Consider the following 14,679-nt stretch of genomic DNA (forward strand, 5'->3'; position numbering starts at 1 on the left):
AAGCTCGCGCGCAGATCGGCTCGAGTCGGCGCAAAGTCGTGAGCGCCTACTCACGACTTTGCGCCGACTCGACGTCTGTGGCGCCGGAGTTTGCGCCGACTCGACGTTGTCCCTACGCCGAGCGGGTCAGCGGATCTCCATCTCCGGGTGGGCGGCTACCAGGTGGTCGCAGACGGCGTCCATCACCCGGCCGAGGGCTGCGAAGTCGTCGGGGGAGACCAGGTCGACGAGGTGGGCGCGGACGCCGTTGACGTGCAGCGGGGCGATTCGGACCAGGAGCGAGTAGCCCTTGTCGGTCATGGCGGCCAGGACGCCGCGGCCGTCCTCGGGGGAGACCGTGCGCTCGACCAGCCCGGACTTCTCCATCCGGGCGATCGTGTGGGTGACCCTGCTCCGGCTGTGGGCCAGGGCGTCGGCGAGCTGGGCCATCCGCAGCCGCCGCCCGTCCGCCTCGGACAGGCGCACCAGGATCTCGTACTCCACCAGCGAGAGCTCGCAGGTGCGACGGAGGTCGTCGTCGAGGCGGTCGAACAGCAGGGTGGTGCCCATGACCAGGGCACGCCAGGAACGCTGCTGGTCCGCGTCGAGCCAGCGTGCGGTGCGTGCTTCGGTCATGGGCCCACCCTAACGACAGGCAGGCCCTCGTCGGGCCGCCCGGCCCGTGTCAGCCGAGGCGCTCCAGGATCAGTGCCATGCCCTGGCCGCCGCCGACGCACATCGTGATCAGGCCGGTGGTCTTGTCGTGCCAGTCCAGCGAGTTGAGCATCGTGTTCTGGAGCCGGGCACCGGTCATCCCGAAGGGGTGCCCGACCGCGATGGCGCCGCCGTTGACGTTCAGCCGGTCGAGGTCGATGCCGAGGTCCTGGTAGGACGGCACGACCTGCGCGGCGAACGCCTCGTTGATCTCCACGAGGTCGATGTCGCCGATCGACATCCCGGCGTTGGCCAGCGCGCGCTTCGTCGCCTCGACCGGGCCGAGGCCCATGATCTCGGGGGACAGGCCGCTGACGCCCGTGGAGACGATCCGCGCGAGCGGGGTGAGGCCGAGCTCGGCCGCCTTGGTGTCGGACATGATCACGACCGCGGCCGCACCGTCGTTGAGCGGGCAGCAGTTGCCGGCGGTGACGACGCCGTCGGGCCGGAACACGGGCTGGAGCTGGGAGAGCGCCTCGTAGGTCACGCCCGCACGGGGCCCGTCGTCGGCGCTGACCACGGTGCCGTCCGGAGCCGTGACGGCGGTGATCTCGCGGGCCCAGAAGCCGTTGTCGATGGCCTTCTCGGCCAGGTTCTGGGAGCGGACGCCGAACTCGTCGAGCTCCTCGCGCTTCAGGCCCCGCAGCCGCGCGACGTTCTCGGCGGTCTGCCCCATCGCGATGTAGGCGTCGGGGAGCCGGCCGTCCTCGCGCGGGTCGTGCCAGTCGACGCCGCCCTCGGCGGTCTTGGCGGTGCGCGCCTTGGCCTCCTCGAAGAGGGGGTTCTGGGTGTCGGGCCAGTGGTCGGAGGTGCCCTTGGCGAACCGGGAGACGGTCTCGACGCCCGCCGACACGAAGACGTCGCCCTCGCCGGCCCTGATCGCGTGGAAGGCCATCCGGGTCGTCTGCACCGACGACGCGCAGTAGCGGGTGACGGTGGCGCCAGGGACGTCGTCCATGCCGTTGAGCACGTTGACGACCCGGCCCATGTTGTTGCCGGACTCGCCGCCCGGGAGGCCGCAGCCGAGGTACAGGTCGTCCACCGTGTTCGGGTCCAGCCCGGGGATCTTGTCGAGCGCCGCCCTGACGATCTGGGCGGCCAGGTCATCGGGCCGGAAGTCCTTCAGCGACCCCTTGTTCGCGCGTCCGATGGGGGAGCGGGCGGCGGAAACGATGACTGCCTCGGGCATGGGAACTCCGTTCGGGAAGGGGTCTGCTGCGCTCGTCACCCTAGACGCTGTGCGTCGACCCCGGACGAGGCGTTCGTCACGTCATGCCGGCGGGCCTGCGGGGGCGCCCAGGGCTGCCATCAGCAGCCGCAGAGACCCCGACAGGAAGTCCCGGCGCTCCGGGTCGGGCTTGGGGAGGGCGGCCACGAGGATGCCGTCGAACGAGGCCACCAGTGCCTCGGCCCGCTCCGTCGCGTGGTCGCGGCCCTGGGCGACCATGATGCCCGCGACGACGCCGACGAGCTGCGAGCGGGACGTGGTGAGGACGGTGGCCAGCTCGGCGTCCCGGGAGGCCTCCAGCGAGAGCTCGAGCTTCGCCAGCAGCAGCTCGCGCTCGTCGAGCCAGCGCAGGAACAGCTGCGCGGTCAGCCCGGCCGCACGGTCGTCGGCGCCGGAGAGCCCCCGCAGCTGCTCGGCGAGGTCGGCGACGTCCGCCGCGAGCGCCGCGGCGACGTACTCGGCCAGGCTGGTCTGGAGGGCGCGCCGGGTCCGGAAGTACGCCGAGCAGCTGCCCTCGGGCAGCCCGGCCCGGCGGTCCACCGCCCGGTGTGTCAGCCCCCGGAGGCCGTCGTCGGCCACGACGTGGACCGCCGCGTCGAGGAGCTCTCGGCGGCGCGGGGACAGCGAGGTCGCCGCGGTGTCGACGGACATGGGCACCTTCCTGCCGGGCCGGTTGTGACTCGGCACACTACCCGCGCGGTTGGGGAACAACCGCGGCGCGACGTACCTTCTACATGCGTAGAAATTCTACAGAAGTAGAAAGGACTGTCATGACTCTCGTTCCCGACCTCAGCCCCATCGTTCCCTTCGTGATCGGCTTCTTCGTCCTCGCAGCCATCAGCGGCCTGCTCGCCGTCGCCGCGGTGGCGGGCCTCGTCGTCACCAACCGCCGGACCCGCCTCGCGCGGCACCAGAGCGTGCGGACGTACTACCGGGGGCTGTCCCTCAGCCACTGACCCGGCGACCGGCGCGGCGCCGGGTCTGGCAGCATCGAGCCGTGCGCCACGTCTACGAGTGTCCGATGCGCTGGGCCGACATGGACCTTCTCGGTCACGTCAACAACGTCGTCTACGTCGACTACCTCCAGGAGGCGCGGGTCGACATGCTGCGCACCCACGGCCCCGCCGCCCGGACGGGTGAGCTCGCGGAGGGGGTGGTGGTCGTCCGTCACGAGGTGACCTACCTGGCGCCGCTGTCCTACCGGTTCCGTCCGGTGAAGATCGAGTGCTGGGTCACCGAGGTGCGCGCCGCGTCCTTCACGATGGCCTACGAGATCTTCCAGGACGATCCCGAGGACGAGGGCGGGCGCCGGGTCTACCTCCGGGCGACCACGCTGCTCACGCCGTACGTGTTCGCCACCGAGCGGCCGCGTCGCCTCAACGACGTCGAGCGCGAGACCCTGCGGGCGTTCCTCGAGCCCTGGGAGCGTGCGCCCCGTGTCCCGCTCGCCGCCGGTCGCCAGGACGCGCTCGGCCACTACCCGGTGCACGTCCGGTTCTCCGACGTCGACGTCTACGGCCACGTGAACAACGTGAAGTACTTCGAGTACTTCCAGGAGGCCCGCATCCTGCTGACCGCACGGTTGTGGCGGGACCTGCCGGAGGGCACGCCGGAGGTCAGCATGGTGGTCGCCCAGACCGACGTGGACTACAAGGTGCCGATCCTCTTCCGCGCCGAGCCGTACGACGCGTGGTCCTGGATCTCGCGCGTGGGGAGCCGCTCCGCCACGATCGAGTCGGTCATCTGCGACGGGGACACCGTCCTGTCGCAGGCGCGGGTCGCGATCGTCTTCTTCGACCAGGAGTCGCAGCGCTCCACGCCACCGCCCGAGGTCTACCGCGAGCGGCTGCTGACGGCCCTGGCCTGACCCTCGACGTCCCGCAGGCGGCGCAGCCCCCGGTGCCGCGCCACCCGCACCGCAGCCGGGCTGATGCCCAGGGCGCGGGCGGTGCTCTCCACGTCGAGGCCGACCACGTCGACGCACGCCACCACGTCGCGCTCGCGGGGCGGCAGGTTGCGCAGCGCGTGGGCCACCCAGTCCCGGGCGACCAGCTCCGGCTCGGGGCCATCCGTCCGCTCCCGCTCGGGCGGCTCGGCCGTCGGGTCGGTGCCCCGCCTGCGGCTGCGCCGCATGGAGTTGCTGGCCAGGTTGCGGGCGATCCCGAAGATCCAGCCCGCGAAGTCCGACGAGCTGCCGCTGAACTCGTGGATCTTCTGCGCGGCGGTCAACCAGGCCTCGGCCGCCAGGTCCTCCGAGGAGATGGCGGCGTCGTCGCTGGGACGCGTGCCGAGCCAGACGACCAGTCGTCCCGCGTGCGCCCGGTACAGCTCTCGCCACGCCTGGGGATCCCCGGCCTTGGCCCGAGCGACGCACTCGTCGTCGTTCATCCACCCGCCGGCTGGTCGTCGGGTGCGTCCTGGTCGCCGTTGTCGTTGCCGCTCGAGTCGCCGTTCCCTGCGGTGTCGCCGTTCGGGGCGTCGGTCTCCTGGTCGGCGGGCCCGGGGGAGTGGTGTCCGTGGGGGGCGTGCCCGCCCTGCCCGTCCGAGGCTCCTGCCTGCGGGTCACCGGCCGAGCCGGAGTTGCCCGGGTGGTCGCCGGCGTGGCCGTGGGGCGAGGCCGGGTCCCCGGGGTGACCGCGCTCGGAAGTGCGACCGGAGTCGTCGGACGCGGCGCTCCCGCGGTCCGTGCGCGTCTCGGAGGTGCCTTCGTCGGCCCCGGTCGGCGTCTCGGGGCGCTGCGGGATCTGGCGCCCCGAGGGGGAGGTGGGGGTGTCGTCACCGCGGTGTGGGTGCGTCGCCGGCGGGCTGGGCGGGTGCGGGGACTCTGGTCCCGTCACCGCGGCGGCCAGCCAGGCCCCGCCGCCGATCACGCCGGCCACCCCGGCGGCGGCCACCGTCACCCGCCAACCACCGCGCGCGGCGGACCGCGCGACCGCAGCCGGCCTCGGCGGCGCCGCGAGTGCCGCCATCGTCGCGAGTCGGTTCACGAACGCGTCGTCAGGTTCGAGCGACGGGACGTCGAGCCTCAGGTCGGGGGCGTCGTGTCGGCGATCAGTCATGGAAGGGCCTCGTGAAAAGGGTCAACGTCCCGGCGGTAGCGCGGGGGGATGCTACCGCCGGGACGTCGTTCGTGGGGGCGTCGGGTCAGTCGGCGTCAGGGCCGCTGTCGTCGCCGTCGGTGTCGTCACCCGGGTCGTCGTCGCCCTGGGTGCCGTGCTCATCGGTGCTGTGCTGCTCCGGGTGGTCGCCCGCGTGGTCGTCCGGCGTGGCCTCGTCACCGTCGTCCGAGTGGTCCCCGTTGGCGACCGCGTGGTCGTCGGGGTGGTCACCGGAGTGGTCGTCCGGGGTCGTGCCCGGCTGCTCGTCGGCCTCGGCGTCGCCCTCGACGTCCCCGGTGGAGGGCTCGTCGGTGGAGGTGTCCTCGCCGGACTCGTCACCCTGGTCGTCGCCGGGCTCCGCGGCGGGGTCCTCCGTGGACTCGTCCGTCGAGCCCTCGTGCTGTGCACGGGCGATGGCGGCGCGGGCCTGGCCCTGCGCGGCGTGCTCGTCGACCTCGTGACCGTTCTTGTTCACGACCGGGGTCGCCGGGGCGCTGTCGTCGTTCGTCGTGCTGCCGGTGGCGTACGCGGCGCCGAAGGACGTGACAGCGGCAATCGTTGCGCCGGCCGCGATGGCCCGAGCTGCGGTGATCCTGCGCACAGGAGTGTCTCCTCGATCTCTCGACGGATCCCGGCGGTGGGTGTGCCCCGTCGCCGTTGGTCACCCGTTACCTGTCGCGGCAGGTGGTCTGCGTTACACGCGTCCGGAAATTTCTTTTCTTTTTTTCTGGGTCACTCGAAGGTGTTGACCATGAACTGGGCCGCGTGCGTGACGTAGTCCCAGAAGCGGGCGTCCTGCTCGGGGGTGAGCTCGACGGCGTCGAGCCCCGCCCGGAAGTGCGTCAGCCAGTGCTCCTTGGCCTCGGGAGTCACGGCGAACGGCGCGTGGCGCATGCGGAGCCGCGGGTGCCCGCGGCTCTCGGAGTACGTCGTGGGGCCGCCCCAGTACTGCACCAGGAACAGCAGAAAGCGCTCCTCCGCCGGGCCGAGGTCCTCCTCGGGGTAGAGCGGGCGGAGAACCTCGTCCTCGGCGACGCCCTCGTAGAACTTCGCGACGATCGTCCGAAAGGTCTCGAAGCCGCCGATCTCGTCGTAGAACGTGGTCACGCGCCCATTGTGCCGAGCGGCCCCGACCGTCCTGACACCGGCGTGGAAGACTCGACCCGTTCCCGCAGTCGAGTTGAATTGAGGAAGACATGGCAACCACCCGCAAGGCCACGACGCGCTGGGAAGGCAGTCTCTTCGAGGGTGCCGGCAAGGTGTCCCTGGAGTCCTCCGGCATTGGGACGTACGACGTGTCCTGGCCCAGCCGGGCGGAGGAGCCCAACGGCAAGACCAGCCCCGAGGAGCTGATCGCGGCCGCGCACTCCGCGTGCTTCTCGATGGCCCTCTCCAACGGCCTGGCCCAGGCCGGCTCCGCCCCGACGTCGCTGGAGACCAGCGCCGACGTGGAGTTCACCCCGGGCACGGGCATCACCGGGATCAAGCTGACCGTGCGCGGCGTCGTCGACGGCATGGGCAACGACGACTTCGTCAAGGCGGCCGAGGCCGCCAAGGAGGGTTGCCCGGTCAGCCAGGCGCTCACCGGCACCACCATCACCCTGGACGCCGCACTCGCCTGAGCTAGCGCTCGCCCACACGCACGAGAGCCGGGTCCCGCAGCGGCGGGACCCGGCTCTCTGCACGTGCACGTGTGCTCAGGCGGTGGCGCTGTCCCCGGAGCGGGGCTGCGGGGCCGCATCGGCCTCGGCCTGGGCCGCCTTCTCCTCGCGGTGCCAGATGACCCGCTGGGGGAGCGGGATCTCGATGCCCTCGTGGTCGAAGCGGGCCTTGATCCGCTGGCGCAGCTCGCGGGCCACGCCCCACTGCTCCATGGGGGCCGTCTTGAGCAGCACCCGGAGGGTGATCGACTCCGGTGCGAGCGCCTCGACCCCGGTCACCTCGGGCTCCTCGATCACGACGCCCTTGAAGTCCTCGTCCTCCCACAGGTCGTGGGCCACTTCCTGGAGCACGCGCTTGACGCGCGCGAGGTCCTCGCCGTAGCCGACGCCGACGTCGACCACCGCGCGGGACCAGTTCTGGCTCATGTTGCCGACCCGGAGGATCTCGCCGTTGGGGACGTACCAGACCGTCCCGTTGAGGTCGCGCAGGCGGGTGACCCGCAGGCTGACCGCCTCGATCGTGCCGATCGCCTCACCCACGTCGACGACGTCGCCGACGCCGTACTGGTCCTCGAGGATCATGAAGATGCCGGACAGGAAGTCCTTGACCAGGGACTGGGCGCCGAAGCCGAGGGCCAGGCCGATGATCCCCGCGCTGGCGATGATCGGGGCGATGTTGACGCCGAGCTCGCTGAGCATCATGGTGCCGAAGATCGCGACCAGGATGCCGGTGATGATGCTCTTGAGCAGGTCGCCCATGGTCTTGGCCCGCTGGACCCGCCGGGTCGCGTTGACCATGTCCCGCGCCGACGCCGGTGGCGCGGCCTTGCCGTGCCGGGTGAACCGGTTCGCCGGGAGCACGCCGCCCTCGGCGCGCGCGACGACGCGGTCGACGAGCTTGTGCAGCACCCAGCGGATGACCAGCCCCAGCAGGAGCAGCCCGAGGAGGGCGAGCGGCTTGCCGATGAGCACGTCGGCGGTGTGGGCCACGGTCTCGTTGCCGGTGATGTCCATGGCGCCCTGGCAGATCTGCTCTCCCGCCGAGCACGGTCCTGACGTGTCGAGCCCAAACATGCGCCCCAGTATGACCACGAGCGGGGGGTGATCCCGAAATCGCACACGCCGGTGTGACCCACTCGACGCGGATCCCGGCCGAGGGCGTCGTCGGCGAGCCGATATCCTGCTGACGTGATCAGCATGCGCGAGACCATCGTCCGTCGGACCGCCGTCGTTCTCGCCGCCTCCGCGGCCGTCGTCGGCCTGGCGGGACCCGCCAGCGCGGACGTCCCCGAGGGGTGGAGCACCCCCGAGGACGTGTCGGCGCTCCACGCGCTGCTCATCCTGGCCGGGATCCCGCTGCTCCTGTTCGTGCTGATCGCGCTCGCGGTCTACGTCCCCGCGATGATCCGCGGGGAGCGGGTGAAGCCCGGCGCCCCCGCCGTCGAGGACCAGTGGTTCGGGGGCCCGCGCAAGGGCACCTCCGAGCTGGCCGGCCCCGACACCGAGGAGTCGAAGGCTGGTGGCGCAAGTGGCCGCTGGTGAGTTCAGCGGCGCCGAGCGCTACGCGATCGACGAGGCGATCCGTCGGGCGGAGACCCTGTGCCGCTACGAGTTCTCGGTCTTCGTCGGTGTCGCGGAGGGTGACCCGCGCGCGTTCGCGACCCAGCTCCACAACTCGCTGGTCGCACCGGCCCGCAGCATCCTGATCATGGTGGACGTCCCCCGCCGCGCGCTGGAGATCGTGACCGGCGGCTACGTCCGGCGCACGCTCAGCGACGCCGAGGTGGAGCTGGCCGTCCTCGAGATGCGCAGCCGGTTCTCGCAGGACGACCTGGTCGGCGGTCTCAAGCGCGGCATCGAGATGCTGGCCGACCACGCGCGAGCCCCGCAGACCCTGCACACGGAGTCCTGACTAGATCCGTCGCCTCCTGACGCACGAGCACGCCGACCCTCCGCTCGTCGGCACGAGATCACGTCGACCCGTCGTCAGCTGACGACGGGTCGACGTGATTCACGTGTCAGCTCACGACCGCTGCTCGGCGTCCTTCGCCTGGGCGGCCAGGGCGCGGGCCACGTCGGCCCGGCCCTCGTGCACGTACCGCTTGGCGGCGGGGTTGGCGGGGGAGGACTCGAGCCAGGCGTCGACCCGGTCGAGCAGCTCCTGGCCGGCCAGCGGGCGGGGGAAGATGTACTCCAGGGCGGTGGAGGCGCGCTGGGTTCCCTTCTCCTCCCACATGGTGTCGGCGGCGGCGAGGTACTTCTCGACGTACGGCGCGAGCACCTCGTCCTGCCCGTGCTGCTGGAAGGCGAGCACGATGCTGCGCTGGGTCTCGTTCGCGATGTCGTCGCGGACCATCGCGGCCTCCCACGCCTCGGCCTTGGCCTCCGCGGTCGGGCGTGCGGCGCGCGCCGCCGCGGCGTGCTCCTGGCCGGAGATCGTGTTGTCCCGCTCCAGCTCGGCCGCGATCCGGTCGGCGTCGGCGCGGCCGGCGCGCGCCAGCGCGGTCAGCAGCGTCCAGCGCAGGTCGGTGTCGACGGCGAGGCCGGCGAAGCTGACCGACCCGTCGAGCAGGCCCTCGAGCGTCGAGAGCGCCTCGTCGCCGTGGGCGGCCGCGGCGTAGGCACGGACGAACGACAGCTGGTGGTCGCTGCCCGCCTCGGCCTGCTCGAGCAGCGTGCGCAGCCCCTGCTCCCACGTCGCCTTCAGGGCGGCGCGGTTCGCGGGCGCGGAGAAGGTGGAGACCGCCTGGGCGCCGTACGACGGGATCCGGCTCACGCCGAACGCGTCGGTCTCCGCCCCGATCGCGGAGAGCACCAGCTGCACGAAGTCGGTGGCGCTCATCTCGGCGTCGCGGGTCATGTCCCACGCGGCGCCCCAGCACAGGGCCCGGGCCAGGGAGTCCTCGAGCGTGCCCAGGCCGGCGACGACCGTCTCCAGCGACCGCTCGTCGAGGCGGATCTTGGCGTAGGCCAGGTCGCCCTCGTTGAGCAGCAGCAGATCCGGCTGCTTCTGGCCGACCAGCGCGGCGACCTCCGTCAGCTCGCCGTCGACGTCGATCTCCAGCGAGGTGCGGCGCACGAGCCGCCCGTTCCCCCCGGAGTCGGGCACAGCGTCGTAGAGACCGATGCCGAGGCGGTGCCGGCGCAGGGTCGGGTGGTCGGGGTGAGCGCTCTGGCGGACCGAGAACGACGTGTAGGTGCCGTCGGCGGCCAGCTCGAACTCAGGCGCCAGGGTGTTGACGCCCGAGGTCTGCAGCCACTCCCGTGCCCACGAGTCGAGCTCGCGGCCGGAGGCCTTCTCGAGGGCCGCGAGCAGGTCGCTGAACTCGGAGTTGGAGTACTCGAAGTCCTTGAAGTAGCCGCGGATGCCCTCGACGAAGTTGTCGAGGCCGACCCAGGCCACCAGCTGCTTGAGCACCGAGGCGCCCTTGGCGTAGGTGATGCCGTCGAAGTTGACCTCGACGGCCCGCAGGTCGACGTTGTCGGCCGCGATCGGGTGCGTGCTGGGCAGCTGGTCCTGGCGGTAGGCCCAGTTCTTGCGCGCGTTGGTGAAGCCGGTCCAGGACTCCTCGAACTCGGTCGCCTCGACGGCTGCGTGGTAGCACGCCCACTCGGCGAAGGACTCGTTGAGCCAGAGGTCGTCCCACCACCTCATGGTGACCAGGTCGCCGAACCACATGTGCGCCATCTCGTGGAGGATCACCTCGGCGCGGAACTCGTAGAACGAGCGGTCCTGGCGGCTGCGGGGGAGGTACTCGTCGCGCAGGGTCACGCAGCCGGCGTTCTCCATCGCGCCCATGTTGTACTCAGGCACGTAGAGCTGGTCGTACTTGCCGAACGGGTAGGGGTAGTCGAAGAGCTCCTCGAAGAACGCGAAGCCCTGGCGGGTGAGCTTGACCAGCTCCTCGGTGTCCATGTGCTCCACCAGGGACTGGCGGCAGTAGTGGCCCAGCGGGATGTCGCCGTGCCTGCCCTCGTAGGTGTCGAGCACCTCGTGGTACTCGCCGGCCACGAGGGCGGTGATGTACGTCGACATCGGCTTGGTCGCGGGGAAGCTCCAGACGGCCGTGCCGCCGCCGATCTCCTCAGGCGTGGGCGTGGGCGCGTTGGAGACGACCTTCCAGTGGCTCGGCGCGGTCACCCGGAAGGTGAACGGCGCCTTGAGGTCGGGCTGCTCGAAGGTGGTGTAGACGCGGCGGGCGTCCGGCACCTCGAACTGCGAGTACAGGTAGACGCGGTCGTCGGCCGGGTCGACGAAGCGGTGCAAGCCCTCACCGGTGCGGGAGTAGGTGCAGTCGGCCTTCACGACCAGCTCGTTGTCGGCGGCCAGGCCGGACAGCGCGATCCGGTTGTCGACGTACGCCGTGGCGGGGTCGACCGGCTCGCCGTTCAGCGTGATCTCGTGGATGGTGGCATCGACCAGGTCCGCGAACGTCTCCGCGCCGGGCTCGCTGCAGGTGAACCGGATGGTGGTGGTCGATCCGAAGGTCCCCGGAGAATCGGGTGCAGCGCCGGTCGTGAGATCCAGGTCGATGGAGTACGACGTGACGTCCAGGAGGGCGGCGCGGGTGGCGGCCTCGTCCCGGGTGAGGTTGGTTCCAGGCATGTTTCGCATCCTCTCAGAGCCCCACGCGCGGGCGCGAAGGGGTTAGTCCCGTCACAGTCCGGCGGGGGCCGGACTGGCCCGTCCGGGCCATGTCCCGGCGATCGGCACCCCCCGATCTGGGGAATCGACCGGGCCCCACCGGCGTTGTGCCTCACATGACCGACGCCGAATTCTGGTTCGACCCCCGCTGCCCGTTCGCCTGGATCACCTCACGCTGGATCCTCGAGGTGGAGAAGGTGCGCGACATCAACGTCACCTGGCACATCATGAGCCTCGCCTACCTCAACCAGGACAAGGACATCCCGCAGGAGTACCGCGACATGCTCGCGGACGCGTGGGGCCCGGTCCGGGTCTGCATGGCCGCCGAGCAGAAGCACGGCAAGGACGCGCTGCTGCCGCTCTACACCGCCCTCGGCACCCGCCTGCACGACGAGGGGCAGGAGCAGTCCCGCGAGCTGGTCGCCGCCGCCGTGGCCGAGGCGGGTCTGCCGGCGAGCCTCGTCGACGCGATGGACGACCCGTCGTACGACGAGGACATCAAGAAGTCCCACCACCTCGGCATGGACCAGGTGGGTGAGGAGGTCGGCACGCCGACGATCGCGGTGGACGGCACCGCCTTCTTCGGCCCGGTGATGACCTCGATCCCGCGCGGCGAGCAGGCCGGCGAGATCTGGGACGGGGCGGTCGCGCTGGCCCGCTACCCGTACTTCTTCGAGCTCAAGCGCACCAGGAACGCACCCCTCGACTTCAGCTGAGCGGTGGCCTACGGTGGGCAGGAGACGCCTCGTGAGTCGTCTCCTGCCCCACACGCCCCTTTGGTAACAGTTGGGTAAAGATCATTTCGCCCCGGCGTGTCGCTTGACGGGAGGCCCTAGCGTCCCCCCGTGCTCATCGATCGGGGAATCTCTCGCCGGGCCCGGCTGCTCGGGGCGGCGCTCGCGCTGCTGCTGACCCCGCTCGCCCTGCCCGCAGCGCCGGCCCACGCCGACTACGTCTCGCTGTGCACGGGGTACGACTCCTGCCGCAATGCCGGGTACCCCAACGCGGGCTACAAGAACGCGTCCGGCCGGATGTACTGGCTGATGTACTCCGGCCACAACTGCACCAACTACGCGGCCTACCGCATGGTCAAGGCCGGGATGCCCAGCTCCCGGCCCTGGTCCGGCAGCGGCAATGCGGAGAACTGGGGCCGGGCGATGAGCGGCATCACCGACGGCACCCCGAAGGTGGGCGCGGTGGCCTGGTGGACCCAGAACATCCGCGGCGTCTCCGGGAGCGCGGGTCACGTGGCCTACGTCGAGCGGGTCATCTCCGCCGACGAGATCCTGATCTCCGACGACAACTGGGGCGGCGACTTCCACTGGCACCGGGTGACCAGGTCCGGAGGCGGGTGGCCCAGCGGCTTCATCCACTTCCGGGACGTGGCGCTGCGCAACAAGCAGGCCCCCGCCGTCCTCGGCACCCCCCAGGTCGGCCAGACCCTGACCGCGACGACCGGCGTGTGGTCCTCCGCGTCGGGTTCGTACGCCTACCAGTGGTTCGCGGACGGCGTGGCGATCAAGGACGCGACCCTGGCCACCCTGGTCGTCGGCCCCGGCCGGGTGGGGCAGCAGCTGTCGGTGCGCGTGACGGCGAGCGCGACCGGGTACGCCGCCGCCACCGCGGCCTCCACTGCGACCGACGGCGTCGCGCCGGGCGTGATCACGACGGTCGCGGAGCCGGTGGTGACCGGTGAGCCCCTCGTCGGCAAGGTGCTCACCGCCAGCAGGGGCTCCTACGACCCGGGGTCGACGTCGAAGACGGTCCAGTGGCAGTCCGACGGCAAGCCGATCCCCGGTGCGACCGGCTGGTCGCTCGAGCTCGGCCCGGACCAGGCCGGCACCGTCGTCAGCGCGACGGTCTCGGTGACCCGCAAGGGCTACGAGCCGACGACGGCGACCACGGCGCCGACCGAGTCCGTCCTCGGCGGCGAGGTGCAGCTGACCGCGCCGTTCACGCTCAGCGGGGAGCCGCGGATCGGCCAGCCGCTCGAGGTCGTGCCCGGCACCTTCGAGCCCGCCGACGCGCGGGTCACCTACACCTGGCTGCGTGACGGCGTCGAGATCCCCGGGGCCACCGGGTCGGAGTACGTGCCCGGCGAGGGCGACGTGGGTGCCCACCTCTCCGTGCTCGCGAACCTCAGCAGGCAGGGCTACAAGCCGGCGTCGCAGACCACCGACCCGACCACGCCGGTCCACACGGTCCCGGAGCTGCAGGTCTCCGCCGTCGGCAAGCGGGAGCGGGCGCGGGTCACGCTCACGATCACCGCGCCCGGCGTCGCGGCGGTGAAGGGTCCGATCACCGTGCGGGTCGGCTCGCAGACGGTGAGTGTCCGGGTGCGCGACGGTGTCCGCAGCGTCACGGTCCGTGGCCTGCACCGCGGCACCAAGCCGGTGGTGGTCCGCTTCCTCGGCTGGGGCCTGGTGGACGCGGGGTCCGTCCGCAGCACGGTGGAGATCCCCCGGGCACGCTGAGCCTGGGTCCACCGCTCTCCGCCTGCTGCGCGCCACCATCCGGGCACGCTGGCTGCGTTGCCGAGGCTCGAAAAACGTCCAGTCTGCCTTCGCCCCGGCGTCTTGCCAGCGCACCCGTCTGGTGACGCTCGCGACGGCGGCCAGCGGTGGATCCAGGCTGAGCCTGGGTCAGCTGCCGGAGCCGGCGGCCGTCGCCGCGCCCGCGGTGACCGCGGCCGTCGTGGCCGCGGTGGCGGCCCGGATGGCGTCGCGAACCGCCGTGGCCGCCCACGCCCCCTCGGCGATCTCCTTGGCCCGCCGGCGGACCTCGCGAGAGGCGAGGCCCTCGTGCTCGACGACCTTGTGGGCCCGGCCGACGGCCGAGAGCAGCGCGACCAGCGCGCCGGTGTGCGCGTCGGGCTCGGCGCCCTCGACGAGCGCGGCCCGCAGCGCACGGCGTACGTCCTGCTCGTGGCCGGCGTCGACCATCGGCCAGCGCTTGGTCGGGAAGAGGCCGAGGAGCCGCCGGTCGCGGCGCGCCAGGATGCCGCGCTCGACGAGGCGCTGGGCGAGGCGTCCCCCGGCGCCCTTGCCGAGCCGTCCCACGAGGTCCTGGGCGTTGCGCTCCTTGGCGGCCACGGTCGCGAGGGCCTCGCGCAGCACCGGGTCCTCGGGGACGACGCCGGGCACGGCCCGCACCTTGGCGCTGCGCCAGACGCTGGTCTTCTCCGGCACGGAGACCGCGCCGGTCAGGGCGAGGTCGGTGAGCAGCGCGCCACCCAGGGCCGTGTCGGCGTACGACGTGCCGGAGACCGCGCCCGACTCGTCGTCCAGCAGCAGCAACAACAGGTCCTCGGCCACCAGCATCCCCATGTCCCGACGGTAGCCCGATCCGTGCCGA

The 14,679-nt window shown here is 71.8% G+C and carries 17 protein-coding genes; 7 read left to right on the forward strand and 10 right to left on the reverse strand.

The features are described from left to right. Window positions 1–126: 126 nt before the first annotated feature. From ABD268_RS17700 to ABD268_RS17710, 3 genes are all read right to left on the reverse strand, one after another. Window positions 127–615, reverse strand: coding sequence for a MarR family winged helix-turn-helix transcriptional regulator (locus tag ABD268_RS17700; RefSeq protein ID WP_344155324.1), 489 nt, complete (start codon window positions 613–615; stop codon window positions 127–129). Between the two features lie 49 nt (window positions 616–664). Beyond that, window positions 665–1,882 (reverse strand): acetyl-CoA C-acetyltransferase, encoded by a 1,218-nt coding sequence (locus ABD268_RS17705; protein WP_344155327.1) that lies wholly within the window; start codon window positions 1,880–1,882, stop codon window positions 665–667. An 81-nt stretch (window positions 1,883–1,963) separates the two neighbouring features. Continuing rightward, a complete protein-coding gene (locus ABD268_RS17710) occupies window positions 1,964–2,572 on the reverse strand; it encodes a TetR/AcrR family transcriptional regulator (RefSeq protein ID WP_344155330.1) in 609 nt (202 codons plus the stop codon). 119 nt (window positions 2,573–2,691) lie between these two features. On the opposite strand from ABD268_RS17710, the gene ABD268_RS17715 reads away from it, so the two are divergent. Both ABD268_RS17715 and ABD268_RS17720 read left to right on the forward strand, forming a co-directional pair. Then, a complete protein-coding gene (locus tag ABD268_RS17715; protein WP_344155333.1) occupies window positions 2,692–2,877 on the forward strand; it encodes a hypothetical protein in 186 nt (61 codons plus the stop codon). Window positions 2,878–2,918: 41 nt separating this feature from the next. Next, window positions 2,919–3,788 carry an acyl-CoA thioesterase gene (locus tag ABD268_RS17720; RefSeq protein ID WP_344155335.1) on the forward strand — a complete coding sequence of 290 codons (870 nt, stop codon included), beginning with the start codon at window positions 2,919–2,921 and terminating at the stop codon, window positions 3,786–3,788. Here the strand turns inward: ABD268_RS17720 and ABD268_RS17725 are convergent. From ABD268_RS17725 to ABD268_RS17740, 4 genes are all read right to left on the reverse strand, one after another. Beyond that, entirely contained in the window at window positions 3,755–4,309 is a 555-nt protein-coding gene (locus tag ABD268_RS17725) for an RNA polymerase sigma factor (RefSeq protein ID WP_344155338.1), read from the reverse strand. The two genes, ABD268_RS17720 and ABD268_RS17725, sit on opposite strands and share 34 nt — an antisense overlap. Next, a complete protein-coding gene (locus tag ABD268_RS17730; protein WP_344155341.1) occupies window positions 4,306–4,980 on the reverse strand; it encodes a hypothetical protein in 675 nt (224 codons plus the stop codon). The genes ABD268_RS17725 and ABD268_RS17730 overlap by 4 nt, the downstream gene beginning before the upstream one ends. A gap of 85 nt (window positions 4,981–5,065) precedes the next feature. Then, window positions 5,066–5,620: a hypothetical protein gene (locus ABD268_RS17735; RefSeq protein WP_344155344.1), complete on the reverse strand. Its 555-nt coding sequence runs from the start codon at window positions 5,618–5,620 to the stop codon at window positions 5,066–5,068. A gap of 131 nt (window positions 5,621–5,751) precedes the next feature. Further along, window positions 5,752–6,126 (reverse strand): globin, encoded by a 375-nt coding sequence (locus ABD268_RS17740; RefSeq protein WP_344155347.1) that lies wholly within the window; start codon window positions 6,124–6,126, stop codon window positions 5,752–5,754. A gap of 89 nt (window positions 6,127–6,215) precedes the next feature. Between ABD268_RS17740 and ABD268_RS17745 the strand changes: the two genes are divergently transcribed. Next, entirely contained in the window at window positions 6,216–6,641 is a 426-nt protein-coding gene (locus tag ABD268_RS17745) for an OsmC family peroxiredoxin (RefSeq protein ID WP_344155350.1), read from the forward strand. Between the two features lie 75 nt (window positions 6,642–6,716). Here ABD268_RS17745 and ABD268_RS17750 read toward each other — a convergent pair whose 3' ends face one another. Further along, window positions 6,717–7,754: a mechanosensitive ion channel family protein gene (locus ABD268_RS17750; protein ID WP_344155353.1), complete on the reverse strand. Its 1,038-nt coding sequence runs from the start codon at window positions 7,752–7,754 to the stop codon at window positions 6,717–6,719. 114 nt (window positions 7,755–7,868) lie between these two features. Between ABD268_RS17750 and ABD268_RS17755 the strand changes: the two genes are divergently transcribed. Together ABD268_RS17755 and ABD268_RS17760 are read left to right on the forward strand one after the other, a co-directional pair. Next, window positions 7,869–8,222 (forward strand): hypothetical protein, encoded by a 354-nt coding sequence (locus ABD268_RS17755; protein WP_344155356.1) that lies wholly within the window; start codon window positions 7,869–7,871, stop codon window positions 8,220–8,222. After that, entirely contained in the window at window positions 8,200–8,592 is a 393-nt protein-coding gene (locus ABD268_RS17760) for a DUF5130 family protein (protein ID WP_344155359.1), read from the forward strand. Before ABD268_RS17755 ends, ABD268_RS17760 begins: the two co-directional genes overlap by 23 nt. Before the next feature lie 111 nt (window positions 8,593–8,703). Here ABD268_RS17760 and pepN read toward each other — a convergent pair whose 3' ends face one another. Continuing rightward, window positions 8,704–11,286, reverse strand: coding sequence for an aminopeptidase N (pepN, locus tag ABD268_RS17765; protein WP_344155362.1), 2,583 nt, complete (start codon window positions 11,284–11,286; stop codon window positions 8,704–8,706). A gap of 155 nt (window positions 11,287–11,441) precedes the next feature. On the opposite strand from pepN, the gene ABD268_RS17770 reads away from it, so the two are divergent. Next, window positions 11,442–12,041 (forward strand): mycothiol-dependent nitroreductase Rv2466c family protein, encoded by a 600-nt coding sequence (locus tag ABD268_RS17770; RefSeq protein WP_344155365.1) that lies wholly within the window; start codon window positions 11,442–11,444, stop codon window positions 12,039–12,041. A 129-nt stretch (window positions 12,042–12,170) separates the two neighbouring features. Then, window positions 12,171–13,799: a CHAP domain-containing protein gene (locus ABD268_RS17775; protein ID WP_344155368.1), complete on the forward strand. Its 1,629-nt coding sequence runs from the start codon at window positions 12,171–12,173 to the stop codon at window positions 13,797–13,799. 168 nt (window positions 13,800–13,967) lie between these two features. On the opposite strand, the gene ABD268_RS17780 is transcribed toward ABD268_RS17775, so the two are convergent. After that, entirely contained in the window at window positions 13,968–14,651 is a 684-nt protein-coding gene (locus ABD268_RS17780) for a GOLPH3/VPS74 family protein (RefSeq protein ID WP_344155371.1), read from the reverse strand. Window positions 14,652–14,679 lie beyond the last annotated feature (28 nt).

The sequence above is a fragment of the Nocardioides koreensis genome (assembly GCF_039531775.1).
Taxonomy (GTDB): domain Bacteria; phylum Actinomycetota; class Actinomycetes; order Propionibacteriales; family Nocardioidaceae; genus Nocardioides; species Nocardioides koreensis.

Excerpts from the sequence above, each read along its gene's own strand:
- ABD268_RS17700 (WP_344155324.1), bottom strand. The coding sequence starts at position 615 with ATGACCGAAGCACGCACCGCACGCTGGCTCGACGCGGACCAGCAGCGT.
- ABD268_RS17710 (WP_344155330.1), bottom strand. The coding sequence starts at position 2,572 with ATGTCCGTCGACACCGCGGCGACCTCGCTGTCCCCGCGCCGCCGAGAG.
- ABD268_RS17745 (WP_344155350.1), top strand. The coding sequence starts at position 6,216 with ATGGCAACCACCCGCAAGGCCACGACGCGCTGGGAAGGCAGTCTCTTC.
- ABD268_RS17705 (WP_344155327.1), bottom strand. The coding sequence starts at position 1,882 with ATGCCCGAGGCAGTCATCGTTTCCGCCGCCCGCTCCCCCATCGGACGC.
- ABD268_RS17780 (WP_344155371.1), bottom strand. The coding sequence starts at position 14,651 with ATGGGGATGCTGGTGGCCGAGGACCTGTTGTTGCTGCTGCTGGACGAC.
- ABD268_RS17730 (WP_344155341.1), bottom strand. The coding sequence starts at position 4,980 with ATGACTGATCGCCGACACGACGCCCCCGACCTGAGGCTCGACGTCCCG.
- ABD268_RS17770 (WP_344155365.1), top strand. The coding sequence starts at position 11,442 with ATGACCGACGCCGAATTCTGGTTCGACCCCCGCTGCCCGTTCGCCTGG.
- ABD268_RS17715 (WP_344155333.1), top strand. The coding sequence starts at position 2,692 with ATGACTCTCGTTCCCGACCTCAGCCCCATCGTTCCCTTCGTGATCGGC.
- ABD268_RS17725 (WP_344155338.1), bottom strand. The coding sequence starts at position 4,309 with ATGAACGACGACGAGTGCGTCGCTCGGGCCAAGGCCGGGGATCCCCAG.
- ABD268_RS17750 (WP_344155353.1), bottom strand. The coding sequence starts at position 7,754 with ATGTTTGGGCTCGACACGTCAGGACCGTGCTCGGCGGGAGAGCAGATC.
- pepN (WP_344155362.1), bottom strand. The coding sequence starts at position 11,286 with ATGCCTGGAACCAACCTCACCCGGGACGAGGCCGCCACCCGCGCCGCC.